Annotated in this window: 11 protein-coding genes; 2 read left to right on the forward strand and 9 right to left on the reverse strand. The window is 69.1% G+C overall.

Features of this window, described 5'->3' with window-relative positions; all coding sequences use genetic code 11:
* Positions 1 to 109 precede the first annotated feature (109 nt).
* The 8 genes from POF53_RS08705 to POF53_RS08740 all read right to left on the reverse strand — a co-directional run bounded on the left by POF53_RS08705 (position 110) and on the right by POF53_RS08740 (position 13,700).
* Positions 110 to 2,551 (reverse strand): TonB-dependent receptor plug domain-containing protein, encoded by a 2,442-nt coding sequence (locus POF53_RS08705; protein WP_498967296.1) that lies wholly within the window; start codon positions 2,549 to 2,551, stop codon positions 110 to 112.
* 142 nt (positions 2,552 to 2,693) lie between these two features.
* On the reverse strand, positions 2,694 to 4,934 hold the full coding sequence (locus POF53_RS08710; protein WP_498967298.1) for a TonB-dependent receptor: 2,241 nt from the start codon (positions 4,932 to 4,934) through the stop codon (positions 2,694 to 2,696).
* 207 nt (positions 4,935 to 5,141) lie between these two features.
* On the reverse strand, positions 5,142 to 6,200 hold the full coding sequence (locus tag POF53_RS08715; protein ID WP_186713457.1) for an ABC transporter substrate-binding protein: 1,059 nt from the start codon (positions 6,198 to 6,200) through the stop codon (positions 5,142 to 5,144).
* On the reverse strand, positions 6,197 to 7,264 hold the full coding sequence (locus POF53_RS08720; RefSeq protein WP_203647278.1) for an ABC transporter substrate-binding protein: 1,068 nt from the start codon (positions 7,262 to 7,264) through the stop codon (positions 6,197 to 6,199). The genes POF53_RS08715 and POF53_RS08720 overlap by 4 nt, the downstream gene beginning before the upstream one ends.
* A gap of 11 nt (positions 7,265 to 7,275) precedes the next feature.
* Positions 7,276 to 8,424: an LLM class flavin-dependent oxidoreductase gene (locus tag POF53_RS08725; RefSeq protein ID WP_498967301.1), complete on the reverse strand. Its 1,149-nt coding sequence runs from the start codon at positions 8,422 to 8,424 to the stop codon at positions 7,276 to 7,278.
* Positions 8,425 to 8,698: 274 nt separating this feature from the next.
* Positions 8,699 to 10,531, reverse strand: a complete 1,833-nt coding sequence (locus POF53_RS08730; protein WP_498967303.1) for an ABC transporter ATP-binding protein — start codon at positions 10,529 to 10,531, stop codon at positions 8,699 to 8,701.
* Positions 10,524 to 12,305 carry an ABC transporter ATP-binding protein gene (locus tag POF53_RS08735; protein ID WP_498967305.1) on the reverse strand — a complete coding sequence of 594 codons (1,782 nt, stop codon included), beginning with the start codon at positions 12,303 to 12,305 and terminating at the stop codon, positions 10,524 to 10,526. Before POF53_RS08735 ends, POF53_RS08730 begins: the two co-directional genes overlap by 8 nt.
* A 162-nt stretch (positions 12,306 to 12,467) precedes the next feature.
* Positions 12,468 to 13,700, reverse strand: coding sequence for an acyl-CoA dehydrogenase family protein (locus POF53_RS08740; RefSeq protein ID WP_475858158.1), 1,233 nt, complete (start codon positions 13,698 to 13,700; stop codon positions 12,468 to 12,470).
* 319 nt (positions 13,701 to 14,019) lie between these two features.
* Between POF53_RS08740 and POF53_RS08745 the strand changes: the two genes are divergently transcribed.
* Both POF53_RS08745 and POF53_RS08750 read left to right on the forward strand, forming a co-directional pair.
* Positions 14,020 to 15,066: an ABC transporter substrate-binding protein gene (locus POF53_RS08745; protein ID WP_203647273.1), complete on the forward strand. Its 1,047-nt coding sequence runs from the start codon at positions 14,020 to 14,022 to the stop codon at positions 15,064 to 15,066.
* A gap of 15 nt (positions 15,067 to 15,081) precedes the next feature.
* Complete coding sequence (locus tag POF53_RS08750) at positions 15,082 to 15,813, forward strand: class II aldolase/adducin family protein (protein ID WP_203647272.1); 732 nt, start codon at positions 15,082 to 15,084, stop codon at positions 15,811 to 15,813.
* 555 nt (positions 15,814 to 16,368) lie between these two features.
* Here POF53_RS08750 and POF53_RS08755 read toward each other — a convergent pair.
* On the reverse strand, positions 16,369 to 17,538 hold the full coding sequence (locus tag POF53_RS08755) for an LLM class flavin-dependent oxidoreductase (protein ID WP_234563015.1): 1,170 nt from the start codon (positions 17,536 to 17,538) through the stop codon (positions 16,369 to 16,371).

Consider the following 17,538-nt stretch of genomic DNA (forward strand, 5'->3'; position numbering starts at 1 on the left):
CCCGAAACAGATGTAGGAGCGGCCTTGTGCCGCGATGCGCCGCGCGGGCGGCGCTCGATCTCGAGAGCGCTGCAAGACTATCGCCTGGCACCAGCCCCCCCACACCCGCTCAAAAGTCATAACTCAGGCTGGTGTAGTAGAACGCCCCCTGCGCCCCTTCGGGGCTGGTGATCGAATACTTCTGCACACCATACAGCTGCGCGCCCTCGAGCTTGTCGGGGTGGCTGTCGAACAGGTTGATCGCACCCACCGACAAGGTCAGCCCCAGCCCGAAACGGTAGGCCACGTCCAGGTCGGTCACCCACTGCGCGCCGAAGGTCTGGTCCAGCGCCGGGTTGGCGGCGTTGCGGTTCTGCCACTGGCCGTAGCGGCGCTGGGCCACGGTCACGCTCCAGCCCTGGTACTGCCAGTTGGCGCTCAGGATCAGCTTGTCCTTGGGCGTGCCGTCCTCGATCAGCCCCTGGGTGTTGCGGCCGATGATCTGGTTGCCGGCAATGCCGCCGACATCGTCCAGCCCGGTGATGCGGGTGTTGGTGCGGGCATAGCCGCCGTTGAGGTCCAGCCGGCCCCAGGCGCCGAGGTCGAGCTGGTAGTGCCCGGCCAGTTCGATGCCGTCGGTGCGGGTGTCGGCGATGTTGCTGTAGAACGCCGCGCTCTGGATATTGGCGTAGGGCGTGCCGGCGAAGATCGGCCCGACCACCGACGCCGGCAGTTGGTCGGACAGGGTGATGCGGTTGTCGATGTCGATGCGATAGGCGTCGACGGTCAGCGACGCGTTGGCCAGCGGGCGCCACACCAGGCCGACCGAGAAGTTGGTCGACTCCTCGGGCTTGAGCGCCTTGCCGCCCAGCAGTTGCGCTTCGGGGCTGTCGGCGCGCAGGGTGCGCTGTTGCACCTCGACCCAGTTGCCGCTACCCGGCGGTTGCTCGACCACCTGCACGCTGAACGACGACAGCCCCGACTGCACCAGGGACGGTGCGCGGTAGCCGGTGCTGGCGCTGGCCCGGGCGGCGATCTCGGGGGTGAAGTCGTAGCGCAGCGACAGCTTGCCGTTGGTGGTGTCGCCGAAGTCGGAGTAGTGCTCGCTGCGCAGGGCGAAACCGGCCTGGAATTGCTCGGTGATCTGCCCTTCGAGGTCGAAGTAGGCGCCGATCACCCGGCGGTCGAGGGAGGCGGCGTCGACCTGGGTGATGCCCGAGTAGTAGCCGGGGATGCGTCGCCCGGTCAGCGGGTCGACGGTGTTGAACAGCGGCCCGTTCTGCCAGCCCTGTGCGTCACCGGCGCTGAGCTGGTAGTTCTCCTCGCGCCAGGCCAGGCCGGCGGACACCGTCAGTGGCTTGAACAGCAGGTCGGTGGCGAAGTCGCGGGTCCAGTCCAGGGTCAGGTTGGTCTGGTCGGCCTCGCGCCGGCCGGTGTAGATCGTCGAGGCGCTGGCCGTGCCCCAGCTGGGGTTGATGGCATCGCGGTCGGTGGAGTCGACGCGGTTGTTGCCATGGTTCAGGGCCAGGTCGAAGTGCCCGAGGGTCTCGTCCTCGTAGCGCAGGCCGCCGGTGACGGCGTAGTCCTCCAGGCCGTAGCGGGTGATCGGCAGGCGCCCGTCCGGGTAGCGCGCCAGGGCCACGCTGCCGTAATTGCTGCGCAGGGTGGTGGGCGGGTCGAAGAAGTTCTCGGCGTCGGTGTTCTTGTGCGCGTAGGTGGCCAGGCCATAGGCGCTCAGGCCATCGCCCAGGCCCATTTCGGCGTTGGCGGTGAAGTTGTACTGGTCCGAGACATTGCCCGAGCCCCAGCGCCAGTTGCGGTAGCGGTTGTTCTGCTCACGCGCAGTGTTGGTGCTGGTGGAGCCGGGGTAGAAGATCCGGTTGTCGTCGCGGGTGTCGCTGGCCGGGTCCTGGCTGCCGGCGTCGAAGGCCAGGGTGAGGAAACCGTCGTTGGGCAGGGCGAAGCCTTTCCAGCCGCTGAGCTTGCGCTGCAGGCCGTCGCCCTTGTCGTAGCCGCCGAAGCGGTAGCCGAGGTTGCCGCCTTCGTCGCGCTCCTTGAGCACGATGTTGATCACCCCGGCGATGGCGTCCGAACCGTACTGGGCGGCGGCGCCGTCGCGCAGGATCTCCACCCGCTCGACCGCCGCCAGCGGAATCAGGCTCAGGTCCACCGCCGCCGCGCCGCGGCCGTTGGCCAGGCCCTGGCGGGTGACGTTGGCGCTGGTGTGGCGGCGCTTGCCGTTGACCAGCACCAGCACCTGGTCGGAGGCCAGGCCGCGCAGCGAGGCGCCCTGGGCGATGGAACCGGCGAAGGCGCCCTGGGGCGACTGCGGGTAGTTGAACGAGGGCGACAGCGCGGTGAGGGCGCCGGACAGGTCCTGGGCGCCGGTTTCCTGGAGCTTTTCGCCGCTGAGCACGTCCACCGGGGCGGCGCTTTGCAGGGCGGTGAGGTCGCTGCGGTGGGTGCCGACCACGACCACGGTGTCGAGGCGGTCGGTGGGTTCGGCGGCCAGCGCGGGCACGGCGAGGCTGCCGATGGCCAGGCTCAGGGCCAAGGGGGTGTGGTGGGGCATGGGGCTGTCCTTTTGAAGGGCAATGGGGCCTCTGCGAGGCCCTTTCGCGGCGCAAGGCCGCTCCTACAGGGGCCGCGCAAACCCTGTAGGAGCGGCCTTGTGCCGCGAAAGGGCTGCGCAGCAGCCCCAGGGGGCAGAAAAATCAGAACCGGCTGGTAACGCTCATCCCCACGGTGCGCGGGTCGCCGTAGGTGATCACGTACTGCCCGGCACCGCCGTTGGGCCGGCCATGCACCTGGTAGCGGCGGTCGGTGAGGTTGTTGACGAAGCCGGTGACGCTGAGCTTGTCGTCGGCGCTGAACCAGCTCAGGCGCGCATTGGCCAGGGTGTAGTGCGGCTGGCTGAGGGTCTCGTCGGCACTGCTCTGGCGGTCGGCGAGGAAGTACTCCTTGTCGCGGAAACTCACGTCGCCACCGGCCACCACGCGCCCGGGCACGTCCAATGGCAGGGTGTAGTCAGCGCCCAGCGACACCACGTTGCGCGGCGAGCGCACGAAGCTGTTGCCGCTGTAGTCGCCGGTCACCGCGCCGGTGGTGGGGTTGGTGTTCTTGAAATCGGTGTACTCGGTGTCGAGGAACGACACGGCCGCGCGCAGGTGCAGGCGTTCGGTGGGCTGACCCTCGATCTCAAGCTCGGCGCCCTTGACCTTGCCCTTGGCGCCGTTGGTCAGGGCGGTGGTGAGCACGCCGTTGTTGACCGTCAGCAGGTTTACCTGGATGTCCGAGTAGTCGTAGTAGAAGACGTTGGCGTTGACCGTCAGGCGCCGGTCGAACCACTCGGACTTGAGCCCCAGCTCGTAGGCGTCCAGTTCTTCCGGATCGACCGTGGTCAGCTGCGCCAGGCTGGTGGAAAGCCCCGTGTTGAAACCGCCGGAACGGAAGCCATGGGCATAGCGGAAGAACACCCGCAGGTTGTCGTTGATGCGGTATTCCGGGGTCAGGTCGTAGGTCCAGGCTTCCCAGGTCTTGTCCTGCTGGCGGTTGCCGTTGCTGCCAACGCCGGCGATGGGGATCAGCGGGCCGTTGGCGCTGGCGCGGGTCAGCTGCACCAGGTCCAGGTCGATGTCCTTCTTCTCCTGGGTCCAGCGCAGGCCGCCGGTCACGCTGAAGTCGTCGGTGAAGTCGTAGGTGACGTTGCCGAACAGCGCGTAGCTGTCGGTGCGATGGTCGAAGCCCAGGTCGCGAAACGCCGTGCTGCCGACCTGGTTGGAGCCGCTGCCGTTGGGTGTCGGGCCCGGGGTGACGATGCGCTGCGAGGCGCTGTCGAGGTCTTCGTGGAAGTAGTGGGCGCCGAGCAGCCAGTGCAGAGAACGGTCCTCCGGCGAGGCCAGGCGCAGTTCCTGGGACCACTGGCGATAACGGTTGTCGGTAATCGAGGCGCCATTGACCTCGTAGGGGGTGTAGTCGGCGTCGGTGGTGGAGCGGTTGCGGATGTCGTCGTAGGCGCTGATCGAAGTCAGGGTGTAGTCGCCCAGGTACCAGTTGAAGGTCAGCGAGGCGCCGTCGTGGTCGAGGCGGTAGTCCTCGTTGACGTTGAGCGAGATGTCGCGGCCATTGGGGCGCTGGTAGCCGACGTTGTAGTAGCTGCCCACCGGCAGCGAGCCGTTGCTGCCGTCGCCCTTGAACTGGCGGCTGTGGATCTTCAGCAGGGCGTCCAGGTCCGGGTTGAGCTGGGCGAGGAATTGCAGGCGCACGGCCTTCTTGTTGACGTCGCCGTAGGTGTTGCCGTCGAAGTCGTTGTGCTGGAAACCGTCGCGTTCCTCGGAGTACAGCGACACCCGGCCGGCCAATTTGTCGTCCACCAGGGTACCGCCGAGGGCGCCGTTGAGGATGCGCTCGTTCTTGCTGCCGAAGCCGACCGTGCCATAGCCGTCGGTGTCGAAGGTCGGTTTCTTCGAGATCACGTTGACCGCGCCGGCGGTGGTGTTCTTGCCGTACAGGGTGCCCTGCGGGCCGCGCAGGATCTCGATGCGCTCCAGGTCGAACAGCGGACCGCCGCCGGCGATGGGCGCGTTGAGGTAGACGTCGTCGGCGTAGATGCCCACCGGGTAGACCGTCGCCGCACCGGTGTCGCCGGTGCCCAGGCCACGGATGTACCAGCGCGGGCGGCCGTCGCCGTCGGGGTTCTTGGCCGAGGCGTTGGGCACGAAGGTGGTGATGTCGCCCATCGAGCGCACGCCGTCGGCGACCAGTTGCGTGCCCTTGATCGCCGATACGGCCACCGGCACTTCCTGCAGGGTCTGTTCGCGGTGCTGGGCGGTGACGGTGACGGTCTCCAGGGCCGGCTCGGTCTTGTTCTCGTCGGCGGCGAAGGTGTGGCTGGCGGTGCTGCCGAGCAGTAGCGCGAGGCTGATCTGGCGGGCTAGTGGATGGCGCTGGTGCATGTGGAATCTCCCCGAGTGAACGCGTTGTTGGGGAGGACAGAGCAGGGACTGTGCCAAGCTCGTAATACACTGTTTTTATTCGTATTTATTGGTCTTTCAAGCGGTCGGTGCGGATGCTGCAGCAGTGGGGTGTTTGGCGGGTGTTGCTGGGGCAGCAGGGCCGCCCCAATCGCGGGGCAAGCCCGCTCCCACGCCCCCGTGATGCGATCAGACAGCCAATCGCGAGGTGGAGCCGATCACCTGCTCCAGCACGCTCGAATCGATCCACTCGCGCACATCGATGCGCCGCGGGATGAACCCCCAGCGATGAAGGAATTCGCTGAAGTCCTGCAACGCCGCGATGGAGCGGCCATCCAGCGCCGTGCGCAGGCGCCGGTGGGCATCCTCGCCATAGGCCGCCGCCACCCAGTACTCGCTGGTGTTCAGCTCGCGGGCGAGAAAGCGCCGGGTGTCCTCGGGGTTGGCCCAAGCCCATTGCTCGGTGCGCAGTACGGTGTCGACCAGGGTGCGGCTGGCCTCGAAATGCTCGTGCAGCAGGTGGGTGTCCACTGTCAGCGTGCGTGGCGTGCCGTTGTTGCTGCGGATCAGCGGGTCGGGGTGGCTGCCGGTGTCGACCACCACCCGCAGGCCGAACTCGTGGGCCAGTTGCACCGCGTGGGCGCCCTTGAGGAAGATCGCGTCGATGTCGCCGCGCAGCAGGCCGATCAGCTCGTTGTTGCGCCGACTCACGCGGCGGGTGTCCAGTGCCACCTCCGAGCCGTACAAATGCTGCTTGGGTTCATCGCTGTAGGTGCCGCCGTAGGGGTAGTCGACCAGCTCGACGTCGGCCACGTTCAGGCCTTCGAGCTTGAGCGCGTTCTCCAGGCCGCGCAGGGCCTGGGCGCGGGTGAAATCGATCTGCACGTTGGCCCACTTGGGCAGGCCGAAGCGGCGGTTCTTCAGGTCGCGGATGCCGCGTACGCCGCTTTCTTCAGTGGTGAGGATCAGCTGTACCTCGTCGATCCAGCTCAGCCCCAGCACCCGGGTCTCGACGCCGCTGGCGTAGGCCCAGATCGCCGGGATGCTGCCGCCGTGGCGCACCGAGTTCTGCAGGTGGTGGTCGTAGTGGGCCTCGCGCACCTCGCGCTCGCTGGACTCGCGCAGCGACTGGATGCGCGTGCCGAACGGCGCGAAGGCCTGGGCCAGGCGCCCGGACTGCACGGCGATGCCAAGGCCGGTGGGTACCGGGCTGTGGGTGTACCAGAGGGTTTCCAGGGGCTTGCTCATAAGGCGACGGGTTTCCTGTCCATGGCAGAAGGGGCGGCAAGCAGCGCGTCCAGCGGCTGCCGGTCGATCCAGTCGCGCACCGCGAAGCTGGCCGGGATGAAGCGCCAGCGCGCGAGGAACTGCACGAAGTCCTGCAGCGCGTCGATGGCCTGTTCGTCCAGGGCGGTGCGCAGGCGCAGGTGGGCGTCATTGCCATAGGCCACGCCGACCCAGTATTCGCTGCTGTTGGTTTCGCGGGCGAGGTAGCGACGGGTCTCGTCCGGGTGCTGCTGCGCCCAGTGCTCGGCGCGCAGCACGCTGGACAGCAGCGTGCGGGCCACCTGCGGGTGCCGTTCGAGCAGATGGCTGTCCACCGCCAGCGTGCGCGGCGTGCCGTTGTTGCTGCGGATCAGCGGGTCGGGGTGGCTGCCGGTGTCGATCACGGTGCGCAGGCCGAAGGCGTGGGCCAGTTGCACGGCGCTGGCGCCCTTGAGGAAGATCGCGTCCACCTCGCCGCGCAGCAGGCCGGCCAGCTCCAGGTTGCGGCCCTCGCCCTGGCCGGTGGACACCGGCGTGCCGGCGACATTGCGCACCGGACGGTCGCTGAAGGTGCCGTGGTAGCGGTAGTTGACCAGTTGCAGGTCGCCCACCTGCAGGCCGTGCAGCTTCAGGGCGTTTTCCAGGCCGCGCAGGGCCTGGGCGCGGGTGAAGTCGATCTGCGCCGCGCTCCAGTCGGGCAGGCCGAAGCGCCGGCCCTTGAGGTCCTGCACCGTGTGGATGGCGCTGTCCGGGCGGGTCAGGATCAGTTGCGCCTCGTCGGCCCAGGACAGGCCGAGCACGCGGGTCTCGCGGCCCTGGGCGCGGGCCCAGATCGCCGGGATGCTGCCGCCGTGGCGCACCGAATTGCGCAGCGTGTGGTCGAAGTGCGATTCGCGCACGGCCTGTTCGTCGGCTTCGCGCAGCGACTGCACGCGGGTACCCAGGGCGGACAGGTCCTGCTGCAGCCAGCCTTGCTGCACGGCGATGCCCAGGCCGGTGGGCACCGGACAGCGGGTGTACCAGAGGGTGTCGAGGGGTTGGCTCATGGTCGTTCTCCTCAGGCGCTGGCCTTGAGCGGCGTGGCGGCGGCCTGCTGCACCAGCGGCAGGACTTCCTGGCCGATGCGCAGGGCCTCTTCCAGGTGCGGGTTGGCCGCCAGGATGAAGGTCGAGAAGCCGGCGTCGCGGTATTCGGCCAGGCGCTCGGCGATGTTCTGGTGGCTGCCCACCAGGCCCACGGTCGGGCCGGGTTTGGCCTTGGCGAAACCGGCCCACAGGTTGCGCGCCAACTTCAGTTCGTCGAAGTCCTGCAGGTGCTGGTGATAGGCCGCCTGGCGCGCACCGCCGACCGAGTCGGAGCCGCTGGCGAAACCCTTGGCAATGGCGCTGCTTTTGCCTTCGAGGCGTTCGAACTGCTGGCGCAGCTCGCGCCAGGCCTGCTCTTCGGTTTCGCGGGCGAATAGGTCGACGCGCAGGCCGAAACGCACCGTGCGGCCCTGCTTGTCGGCCAGTTCGCGCACCCGCTCGAGATGCGGCTTGAGCTTGTCGATCGGCTCGGCCCAGTTCAGGTAGACGTCGGCGTGGCGGGCGGCGACCTCCAGCGCGACGTCGGAAAAGCCGGAGAAGTACACCCCGGGCTTGCGCTCGTGGGCCAGGCCCGGCGGCAGGCTGCCGTGCTCCAGGCGGTAGATGTCGCCTTCGTAGGAGAAGCTGTCGTTGGCCCACAGGCCCTGGATCACGTCGAGGAATTCGCCGGTGCGCTTGTAGCGCAGGTCGTGTTCGAGGAAGTCGCCGTTGGCGCGCTGGCTGGCCGGGTTGCCGCCGGTGATGATGTTCCAGTCCAGCCGCCCGCCGCTGAGGTTCTGCAGGATCGCCGCCTGCTGCGCGGCGTAGGCCGGCAGGGTCCAGGTGGCCTGGAAGGCGATCAGGAAGCGGATGCGCCGGGTCTCGCGGGCCAGGGCCGCGGCGGCGATCCATGGCTCGGGGCCGGTGGGCAGCAGGGCGCCTTCGAAACCGGCCAGCTCGGCGGCCTTGGCCACCTGGGCGATATAGTCGATGTAGGTGAAGCCGTCGGCCTCGCCGCCGGGCAGGCGGCCGGGGGCGATGTGGCCCGGGCGGTGCTGCGGGTTGCCACGGGTGTGGCGATCGGTGGAGAGTTGCGGGCCGTCGGTGCCCAGGGGCAGGCGCCAGAAGAATTCGGTGGTCATGGGGGCTCCTGAAGGGGAGGTGGTCGATGGGGAGGGTGGTGCAACGGCTGTGCCATGGCACTGCAGGGCCGGAACGGCGTGGGGTGGCAAGGGTGGGGTGCTGCTGTGGCAGCAGTCAGGCAGCAGCCGTTGCCCGGTGAGCAGCAGGGGAACGCAATTTCCCTGTAGGAGCGGCCTTGTGCCGCGAAAGGGCTGCGCAGCAGCCCCGGCGATATGTGCGTTACCCTGAGATCCTGGGGCTGCTGTGCAGCCCTTTCGCGGCACAAGGCCGCTCCTACACGGGTTGCGTGGTTCCGCCAACCTGCTCCCCGGCACTGCGCAGATACGCCGCGTACAACCCTGCATACACCCCGCCGGCCTCCACCAGCGCGGCATGCCGGCCCAGCTCGACCACCTGCCCATGGCGCACCACGGCGATCCGGTCGGCGTCGCGGATGGTCGCCAGGCGGTGGGCGATGATGATCGCCGTGCGGCCCTGGCACAGCCGGCGCAGCGCCTGCTGGATGCGCCGCTCGGTGTGCACGTCGACCGCCGAGGTCGCTTCGTCGAGCACCAGCACCGCAGGGTCGGCCAGATAGGCGCGCACCAGGCACACCAGCTGGCGCTGACCGTGACTCAGGTGGCTGCCCAGCGGGCCGGCTTCGGTGTGGTAGCCCAGCGGCAGGCGCTCCAGCACCTCGTCGGCACCCAGTTCGCGGGCGGCGGCGATCAGTTGGGCGTCGTCGGCGCCGGGCCGGGCCAGGCGCAGGTTGTCGAGGAGGGTGCCGCTGAACAGCACGTTGTCCTGCAGCACCACGCCGACGTTGCGCCTCAGGTCGTGCTGGGCCAGCTCGCGCAGGTCGATGCCGTCGAGCTTCACCGCCCCGCGTTGCACGTCATAGAAGCGCGTGAGCAACTGCACCAGGGTGCTCTTGCCATGCCCCGAGGGGCCGACGATGGCCAGCACTTCACCCGCCGGGATATGCAGCTCGAGCCCGTCGATCACCGGGCGGGCGCTGGCGTTGTAGGCGAAGCCGACCTGCGCGAAGTCCACCTGGCCACGGGCCCGGCCCAGCGCCCGTGGTTGCGCGGGGTCGAGCACCTGGGCGCGGGTGTCGAGCAGCAGGAAGATGCGCTGCGCCGAGGCGCTGCCGGTGGCGTAGCGCTCGAACAGGTCCGACAGCTCCTGCAGCGGGCCGAGGAACAGGAACACGTAGAACAGGCTTTCGGCCACCTGGCCGACGCTCACCCGGCCTTCGGCCAGGCCGAAGGCGCCCACCAGCAACAGCACGGCCATGCCCGCCGTGCCCAGCAGCGCGGTGAACGGCGCGAACCAGCCGGTGCGCAGGCTGCCGCGGATCAGCGCCTGGTTGAACACCTCCAGCAGCTGCCGGTAGCGCCGCTGGTTGCTGGCCTCGCGCCCGCACTGCTGGATCAGCCGCACGCCGCTGACGCTTTCGACCAGGTGCGCGGTGAAGCGGCTGCGCTGCTCGGCGACCTTGGCCCAGTTGCGCTGCGACACCCGCTTGAAGCGCCAGGTGGCCAGTGCCAGCAGTGGCACGGTGGCCGCCAGGCTGTAGAAGAAGCTCGGCTCGATGCGCCACAGCATCACCCCGGCCAGGCCGCAGCGCAACAGGGCGCCCAGCAGCTCCGGCGGGCCTTGCACCAGCAACGGTTCCAGCGCGTCGACGTCGCGGTCGGCACGGGCGATGATGCGCCCGGCGCGGGTCTGGTCGAAGTAGCTCACCGACAGCGCCTGGACATGGGCGAACACCTGCACGCGCAGGGTGTTGAGCACGCCGATGGCGGCACCGCCAGCAATCAACTGCGAGATGCCCGCCAGCAGGAAGCGGCCCAGCCAGCTGGCGGCCAGGCCCAGGCCGAGCCACAGCACCAGGCGCTCGTCCAGCAGCCAGTGGCCGGCGTTCTGAATCAGCCCGCGGTCGAGCAGCTCGCGGACGAACCACGGCCGCAGGAACACGGTGAACACCAGCAGCAGCTCCAGGCCGATCACGCTCAGGATCGCCCCACGGATCGGCCGCAGCAGCGGCAGCAAACGGCCCAGCATGCCGCGGTCGAGGGCCTGGCGGGCCAGGCGCTGTTCGATGTCGATATCGCTTTCAGCCATGCTCGATCCCCAGCAGGTCGCGGTAATGGGCGTTGTTCGCCGTCAGCTCGGCGTGGCTGCCGCTGGCGCTGATGCGCCCGCCGTCGAGCAGCAGCACGCGGTCGGCCAGCAGCAGGGTGGACAGGCGGCTGGTGATCAACAGCAGGGTCGGCGCACGGCCGGTCTGGCTGCGTTGACGGCGCAGGTTGTCGAGCACGCGGCGCTCGCTCTGGGCGTCCAGGGCGCTGGTGGCGTCGTCCAGGCACAGGATGTCGGGCGCGCCGAGTAGGGCGCGGGCCAGGCACAGGCGCTGGCGTTGGCCGCCGGAAAGGGTCACGCCACGGTCGCCCAGTGGCGTATCCAGGCCGTGGGGCAGGCGCTCCAGCACGTCCTCGGCGGCGGCCTGGCGCAGGGCCTCGCGCAGCTCGCTGTCGCTGGCGTCGGGCGCGGCCAGGCGCAGGTTGGCGGCGAGCGAGTCGGAAAACAGGAAGCTTTCCTGCGCCAGCACCTGCACCCGGCGGCGTAAGGCCGCCAGGTCGAGGTCGCGCACATCGTGCCAGCCGTGAGCGTCGCTGCCGACCCGCACGCTGCCACCGTCCACCTCGGCCAGGCGCGGCAGCAGGCTGGCCAGCAGGCTCTTGCCGCTGCCGGTGGCGCCGACCAGCGCCACCACCTCGCCGGGGCGCAGTTGCAGCGAGCAGCCGTGCAGCAGGTCGCGGCCGGCATCCGGCGCACGTACGCGCACCTGCTCCAGCTTCAGGCCCAACGGCCCTTCGGGCAGTGCGCACTGACCGCTGATGATGGCGGGGCGTTCGTCGAGCAGTTGCCAGATGCGTTCGGCGCTGGCGCGGGCGTCGGCGAAGGTCTGCATGACCCGGCCGATGCCTTCGATGCGGAACACCAGGGTGGTGGCTACCAGCAGCGAGGTCACCAGCTCGCCGATGCCCAGGCGGCCGGCGGCCACCTGGTGGGCGCCGTACACCAGGATCCATACATGGCCGAGGGCGACCACCGCCTGCGGCAACGGAATGCGCGAGCTGGCGTAGGCCAGCGCCGCACGGGCGTGGCCGCTGAACAGTGTCACCTGCTCGGCGAAACGAGCGATGCGCCGTTGCTCAAGGCCGAACGCCTTGATCACCCGCACGCCGCCGATACCTTCGGCCAGATCCTGGCTGACCTGGTCATACGCCGATGCAACTGCCCGATCAAGGGTGACAAGGCGCTCGGTCTGACGTACGAACAGCCACAGCCCGGTACCGGTCAGCAGCAACGGCACCAGGCCCAGCAGCGGGTCGTACCAGCCCAGCAGGCCGACCGCCGCCAGCACCACCAGTGGCGTCTCGACGATCTGTCGCCAGAAGGTGATCAGCGCATCGCGCACCTTGTCGGCATCGCGAGTGGTGCGGGTCACCAGCTCGCCCATGCCATGGCGCCAGTGGTAGCCCAGGTGCAGGGCCTGGACCTGTTCGAGAATGCGTTCGCGCAGGCGCGTCAGCAGGGCCTGGCTGAGCACCAGCGACAGCACTGCGGCGGCGTACTGCAGCAGGCCGCGGGCCAGGGCGATGGCCAGCAGGGTCCACAGCCAGTGCCAGCCCAGGCTGGCGTCGAGGCTGCCGTCGGCCAGGCGGGTCACGGCGCGGCCGGCGCCGACATCGTCGACCGCGTGGCCGATCAGCCATTGCTGCCAGGCCAGGCCCAGGTTGCCGGCGATGTACAGGGTGGTGACCAGGGTGAAGCGCCAGGGCATCTCGCGGTAGATGGCCAGGGCGCGCAGGAGGGGGTGTCTGGAGGTCATGCAGGGCTCGGGTCTGGTGGTGGCGGGAGGTCTTCGAGGTCGCCGGGGGCGCTGCGCGCCCCTTTCGCGGCACAAGGCCGCTCCTACAGGAATCGCGCGGTCTCTGTAGGAGCGGCCTTGTGCCGCGAAAGGGCTGCGCAGCAGCGCCAAGGGCGCAGCCTCTCAGCGACGTGTAGCGCCTTGCGCTTCCTTGGCATTGAGCACCGCCGTGTACTCCCCCGGATCCACCCCGTTGAGGTAGTAGTTGCCGACGTTGTGCAGGCGCCAGCGGATCGGGTCATGGGTGGTGTGCACCCGGGCATCACGCCAGAACCGGTCCAGGTTCCACTTGCTCAGCGAGGCGCTGGCCCCCAGCAGCGAGAACAGGTCACTGGCGATCTTCAGCGCGGCGCCGTCGGCATGCGCCCGGGCGGTGGCCACCGAGAGGATCAGCTCATCCTCCAGCGCCTTGTCCGCCGGGTCGCGCTCATGGGCGTCAAACACCCGCGCCGCCTCGCGCAGCACCGACTCGGCGCCGCGCAGGGCCACGGCGTACTCGCCGACCTGGCGGATGATGTGCGGCTCGTCGCTGGCCTGCTCGACGCCGCTCTCGACCCAGGCCCGGGCGTGCTCGCGCAGGTAATCCACCGCCGCCTGCAGGGCGCCGGCGGCGATGCCGCTGTCGATGGCGGCGTGAAGGATCTGCGGGAAGGTCAGGCCGGTGCGCTTCATCGGCCCGCTGCGCAAGGTGACGAAGCGTTCGTCGAGGACGATCTCGTCGAACTTCACCGTGCCGCTCACCGAATGCTGCTGGCCGAAGGCGTCCCAGTCATCGACCAGGGTCAGGCCGGGGGTGTCGCGGTGCAGCAGCACGCCGGCGCCACCGTCCTCGCTGGCGGCGGTCAGCGAGATCCACTCGGCCAGGTAGGCGCCGGTCGAGTAGAACTTGCTGCCATTGAGCACCAGCTTGCCGTCGGCGCGGCGTTCGACGCGGGTCTTGAGGGCGAACTTGTTCTTGCCGCCGACCTCGGCCAGGGCATTGCCCAGGCGCTTGCCGGCCAGCACATCGGCCAGCACGCGGTCGCGGACCTCGTCGGGGTAGCCGCCGAGCACGCCGCGCAGCATCACGTTGTGGATCTGCAGCAGCTGGCCGACGCCGCCATCGGCGGTGGAGATCAGGCGCACGGTCTCGACGATGGTCGCGACCGAGGCGCCGAGGCCGCCGAACTGCGTGGGCACGCCGATGGCGGTGAGGCCGCTGCTCGACAGCAGCTCGGCCTGGCGGCGGGGCAGTGGCCGGTTGTTGCCCGGGTCGGCGGCGAGGGCGGCGATTTCGCCGGCGACCTGGCGGGCGATGTCGATGGCTTCGGATTCGCGGGTGATGCGCCGGGCTGGCGGGTGTTCGATGGTGGTCATGGGTTACCTCGGTGGCAGTGTATGGCCCATCGCGGGTCGGTGTGGGAGCGGGCTTGCCCCGCGATGCCTGCAAACGCCAGAGCAACTTCTTTGCCACAGCCCTGAAGTCCACGCAGTACCGGGCTTTCAGCGCACCCTTGCTGCTCCAGCAGCACCTCTGATCGTCGCTTCTGCTGATCAGGCAACACCCGCGCCGCAATCCTGCATCCTGGTCAGCAGTCGCCACCCTGGCCATCACCGAAAAGCCCGGTATTCCGGGCATCCCAGCCCTTGGCACGAGCGCTGCAACGGTCCTTGCACGACGTCCAAGGAGCCACCCATGACCCTCGCTCAAGCCACTCCCAAACCTGAAACCCTGGAGCGCCTCTGGTTCACCCGCTGCCCGGTACCCACTGCCTCGGGCATCGCCTACAAGCTCGGCTGGCTGCAAGATGAATTCGCCGCCGACGGCCTGCCCATCGATACCCTGCAGGAGGCCCGCCAGCTCGGCCATCACCATTACGATCACCAGCTTCCCGGCCTGTTCCGCGAGGGCGGCAACCTGCCGGCCCTGGCCGCCCGCGCCGCCGGTGCGCCGACACGGCTGATCGGCCTGACCTGGATCGAGGAGTGGCAGACCATCCTGGTCCGCCCCGACAGCGACATCCGCCGCCCTGAAGACCTGCGCGGCAAGCGCCTGGCCCTGCCGGCCTGGGGCGACAACCGCCCCGGCAGCATCGCCCGGGCCATGAGCCTGCATGGCTACAAAGGCGCGCTGGCCTCGGCCGGCCTGGGCTTCGATGACGTGCACCTGGTGGAGGTGGCGCTGCTCGACCAGTTCGATGCCGGCACCCCGCAACTGGGCCTGCAACGGCTGTGGTCGGGCCTGGATCCGCTGGTGCGCGGTGAGGTGGATGCGGTGTACGTCAAGGGCGCCGCCGCCGCCGATGCCGCCCGCCGCCTGGGCCTGGTGGTGGGCATCGACCTCGATGCCCTGCCTGATCCGCGCCACCGCATCAACAACGGCACGCCGCGGCCGATCACCGTGCACCAGCGCCTGCTCGACGAGCATTTCGACCTGGTAACGCGCTTCCTCGCCCAGACCCTGCGCGCCGCCGACTGGGCCGCCGGCAACCGCGACGCGCTCAACGGCATTCTCGAGGACGAGACCCGCGCCGGCAGCCAGGGCGTGGCCGAAGCCTATCGCGGCGACTTCCACACCACCCTGGCACCGGACCTGTCGCCCCAGCGCCTGGCCTACCTCGACACCCAGAAGACCTTCCTCAACCTGCATGGCTTCCTGGAACGCGACTTCGACCTCGCCGACTGGGTCGACCACCGTCCCCTGCAAGCCGCCCATGACCTGCTGGCCCAGCGCCGCGCCTGATACCGGAGACCGACCATGACCGTACTGATCAACGAACGTCCCCTCAGCACCGAGCTGCAAGCCTTCACCGACCAGGTGCTGGCCGAGGCCGAAGCGGCCTTCAGCGTGTTCCGCGAAACCCGCACCATCACCGCCAACGGCACCGTCGGCTTCATCGAGCGGGTACCCGGCGAGGAACTGCTGGTGTCGGTGAACTACGGCGGCCCGTGGAACCACCGCAAACCGCTGGAGGCGACGGTCAGCGACTTTGCCGGCAATGTCATCCTCGGCAAGGGCAAGGGAGGGCTGGGCCGCTACACCAAGCTGTTCCAGACCCACGCCGACATCACTACCGTGTCCCACGTGCACAGCCCGTACCTCGGCGCCTGGGCCCAGACCCACCGCAGCCTGCCGTTCCACTACGTGCCGGTGCAGCGCTACCAGCTGGCCCGCGAGCTGCCGGTGTACATCGACCGCCGCCAGGCCGAGGTGGATTTCATCCTCGAGCAGATCGCCGCCAACCCGTTCAACCTGGCCATTCTCGAGGCCAACGGCGGCGCCACCGTGTGGGGCAAGCAGGGCCTGCGCGCCACCGCCGAATTCATCCTGCTGCTGGAGGAGGGCGCGCAGATCCAGCTGCTCGCCGACGCCCTCGGCGGCTCGCGTCCTTACGGCCCGGGCGTGCTCACCCAGCAGTGGAAGATGAGCGGCCTGTACGAGCGCGCCAGCGAACTGGGCCTGGTGCCCGGCATCGACCGGCGCAACTGATTCCCCACCTTTCGCGCATGGAGCACGCCCATGGAGGTCAAGATCCTCTGGGGCGTGCGACCCGTCCTGCCGTGGACACGCTGCGGCAATGCATCAGGTGAAGGCTGCGCAGGCCAGCCGCGACCTCCGTACGTTTGCAACTGCCCGCTTGCTCCGGTGCTTCACTGATCGAACGCTATGCCGCCTGGGGCAGCCCTTGGTAGCGTCGCCGTGCAGCGTCACCGAACTGCACCTGGGTGAAACGAAGGATTTCGCTGATGTCATTACGAGCCGCGTGAGACAGGCGGATCGCGGGTGTGGTCATTCTTTGTCAGCTTGCCCCAGGCACTCGCAGGCCACCTGCGCCTGCGGTTGGGCGCACTGTAGGAGCGGCCTTGTGCCGCGAAAGGGCTGCAGAGCAGCCCCGACAATCTAGGCCAGTGCGCAGCTCCCGGGGCCGCTGCGCGTCCTTTTCGCGGCACAAGGCCGCTCCTACAGGGGGCAGTGCCCAGCCTTTTAGCCAGATATTCTCGAAGCGCCAGGCACTGAACAGCGAGCGCTCTGGCTGCGCCGAGGTCAGGCCTGGCTCGGACGGGTGAGCGGGGCGCGTTGCTCACGGAAATGCGGCAGGATGTGTTCGCCGAGGCGGTAGGCCTCCTCCAGGTGTGGGTAGCCGGCGAGGAAGAACAGGTCGATGCCGATGGCATGGTATTCCCGGATCCGCGCCACCACGTTGGCGTGGCTGCCGACCAGGGCGCAGCCCGGCGGGATGCCGATGTAGCCGAAACCGGTCCACACGTTGGGATGGATGAAGAAGTCGTCGAAGGCACGCGCTTCGTCTTGCTCGGCGTATTCGTGCTCGTAGCTCAGCTTGCGCGCGGTGCGCAGCCCGGCATGGGCGGCGCGGGCCTTGACCGTGCCCTTGGCCACGCCCTCGTCGAAGAAGCGCTTGGCCTCGGCCAGCGCGGCGTGCTCGGTGTCGCGGGTGATGACATCGATCGACAGGCCGAAACGGATATCGCGGCGCCCGTGCTTCAAGGCGCGTGCGCGGATATCGGCGATCAGCGCGGCGATTTCGTCGGGGTGCTCGGCGCGCATCAGGTAGAAGTCGGCGTGCCGGGCGGCGAACTCCCGCGCCGCCTCGGACGAGCCCGCGGTGCAGATCAGCGGCAGCTCGGCCTTCTTCAACGGCCCGCGCAGGCCACCGCCTTCGGCGCTGTAGTAGCGGCCCTGGTAGTGGAAGTCGGGGTTGTGCCAGTAACCGCGCACCACGTCCATGAACTCGGTGGCGCGGGCGTAGCGCTCATCGTGCCCTTCGAAGTCGCCGACCTGGCGCTGGATCGCGTCCGAGCCGCCGTTGATGATGTTCCACACCAGCCGGTTGCCGGTGGCGCGCTGGTAGGTGGCGGCCTGCTGCACCGCCACCCAGGGCGTGTAGTGGTAGGGCTGGAAGGCGGTGACGAACTTCAGCGTGCGGGTTTCGCGGGCCAGCAGCGAGCACACCGTCCACGGCTCCTCGCCGGTCGGCGCGTTGACCATCAGCGCGCCGCCGAAGCCGTTGATCTCGGCGGCGCGGGCCACCTGGCCGAGGTAGTCGATGTAGCTGAAGTGATCGCCCACGGCGAAGCCCGAGACGGCTCCGGTGCTGGGGCCGCCGGCATGCCAGTCGCCGCGGTTGCGCGGGTCGCCCGGGAGGAACTGGGTCTCGCCGTGCAGCGGCAGGCGGGTGAAGAATTCGAGGCTCAT

It is taken from the genome of Mitsuaria sp. RG (genome assembly GCF_028369275.1).
GTDB lineage: Bacteria > Pseudomonadota > Gammaproteobacteria > Pseudomonadales > Pseudomonadaceae > Aquipseudomonas > Aquipseudomonas peradeniyensis.

What these genes read in the sequence shown, in the direction of transcription:
- POF53_RS08715 (WP_186713457.1), bottom strand. Translation starts at nt 6,200, where the DNA reads ATGAGCAAGCCCCTGGAAACCCTCTGGTACACCCACAGCCCGGTACCC.
- POF53_RS08720 (WP_203647278.1), bottom strand. Translation starts at nt 7,264, where the DNA reads ATGAGCCAACCCCTCGACACCCTCTGGTACACCCGCTGTCCGGTGCCC.
- POF53_RS08735 (WP_498967305.1), bottom strand. Translation starts at nt 12,305, where the DNA reads ATGACCTCCAGACACCCCCTCCTGCGCGCCCTGGCCATCTACCGCGAG.
- POF53_RS08725 (WP_498967301.1), bottom strand. Translation starts at nt 8,424, where the DNA reads ATGACCACCGAATTCTTCTGGCGCCTGCCCCTGGGCACCGACGGCCCG.
- POF53_RS08730 (WP_498967303.1), bottom strand. Translation starts at nt 10,531, where the DNA reads ATGGCTGAAAGCGATATCGACATCGAACAGCGCCTGGCCCGCCAGGCC.
- POF53_RS08750 (WP_203647272.1), top strand. Translation starts at nt 15,082, where the DNA reads ATGACCGTACTGATCAACGAACGTCCCCTCAGCACCGAGCTGCAAGCC.
- POF53_RS08705 (WP_498967296.1), bottom strand. Translation starts at nt 2,551, where the DNA reads ATGCCCCACCACACCCCCTTGGCCCTGAGCCTGGCCATCGGCAGCCTC.
- POF53_RS08710 (WP_498967298.1), bottom strand. Translation starts at nt 4,934, where the DNA reads ATGCACCAGCGCCATCCACTAGCCCGCCAGATCAGCCTCGCGCTACTG.
- POF53_RS08755 (WP_234563015.1), bottom strand. Translation starts at nt 17,538, where the DNA reads ATGAGCCTCGAATTCTTCACCCGCCTGCCGCTGCACGGCGAGACCCAG.
- POF53_RS08745 (WP_203647273.1), top strand. Translation starts at nt 14,020, where the DNA reads ATGACCCTCGCTCAAGCCACTCCCAAACCTGAAACCCTGGAGCGCCTC.
- POF53_RS08740 (WP_475858158.1), bottom strand. Translation starts at nt 13,700, where the DNA reads ATGACCACCATCGAACACCCGCCAGCCCGGCGCATCACCCGCGAATCC.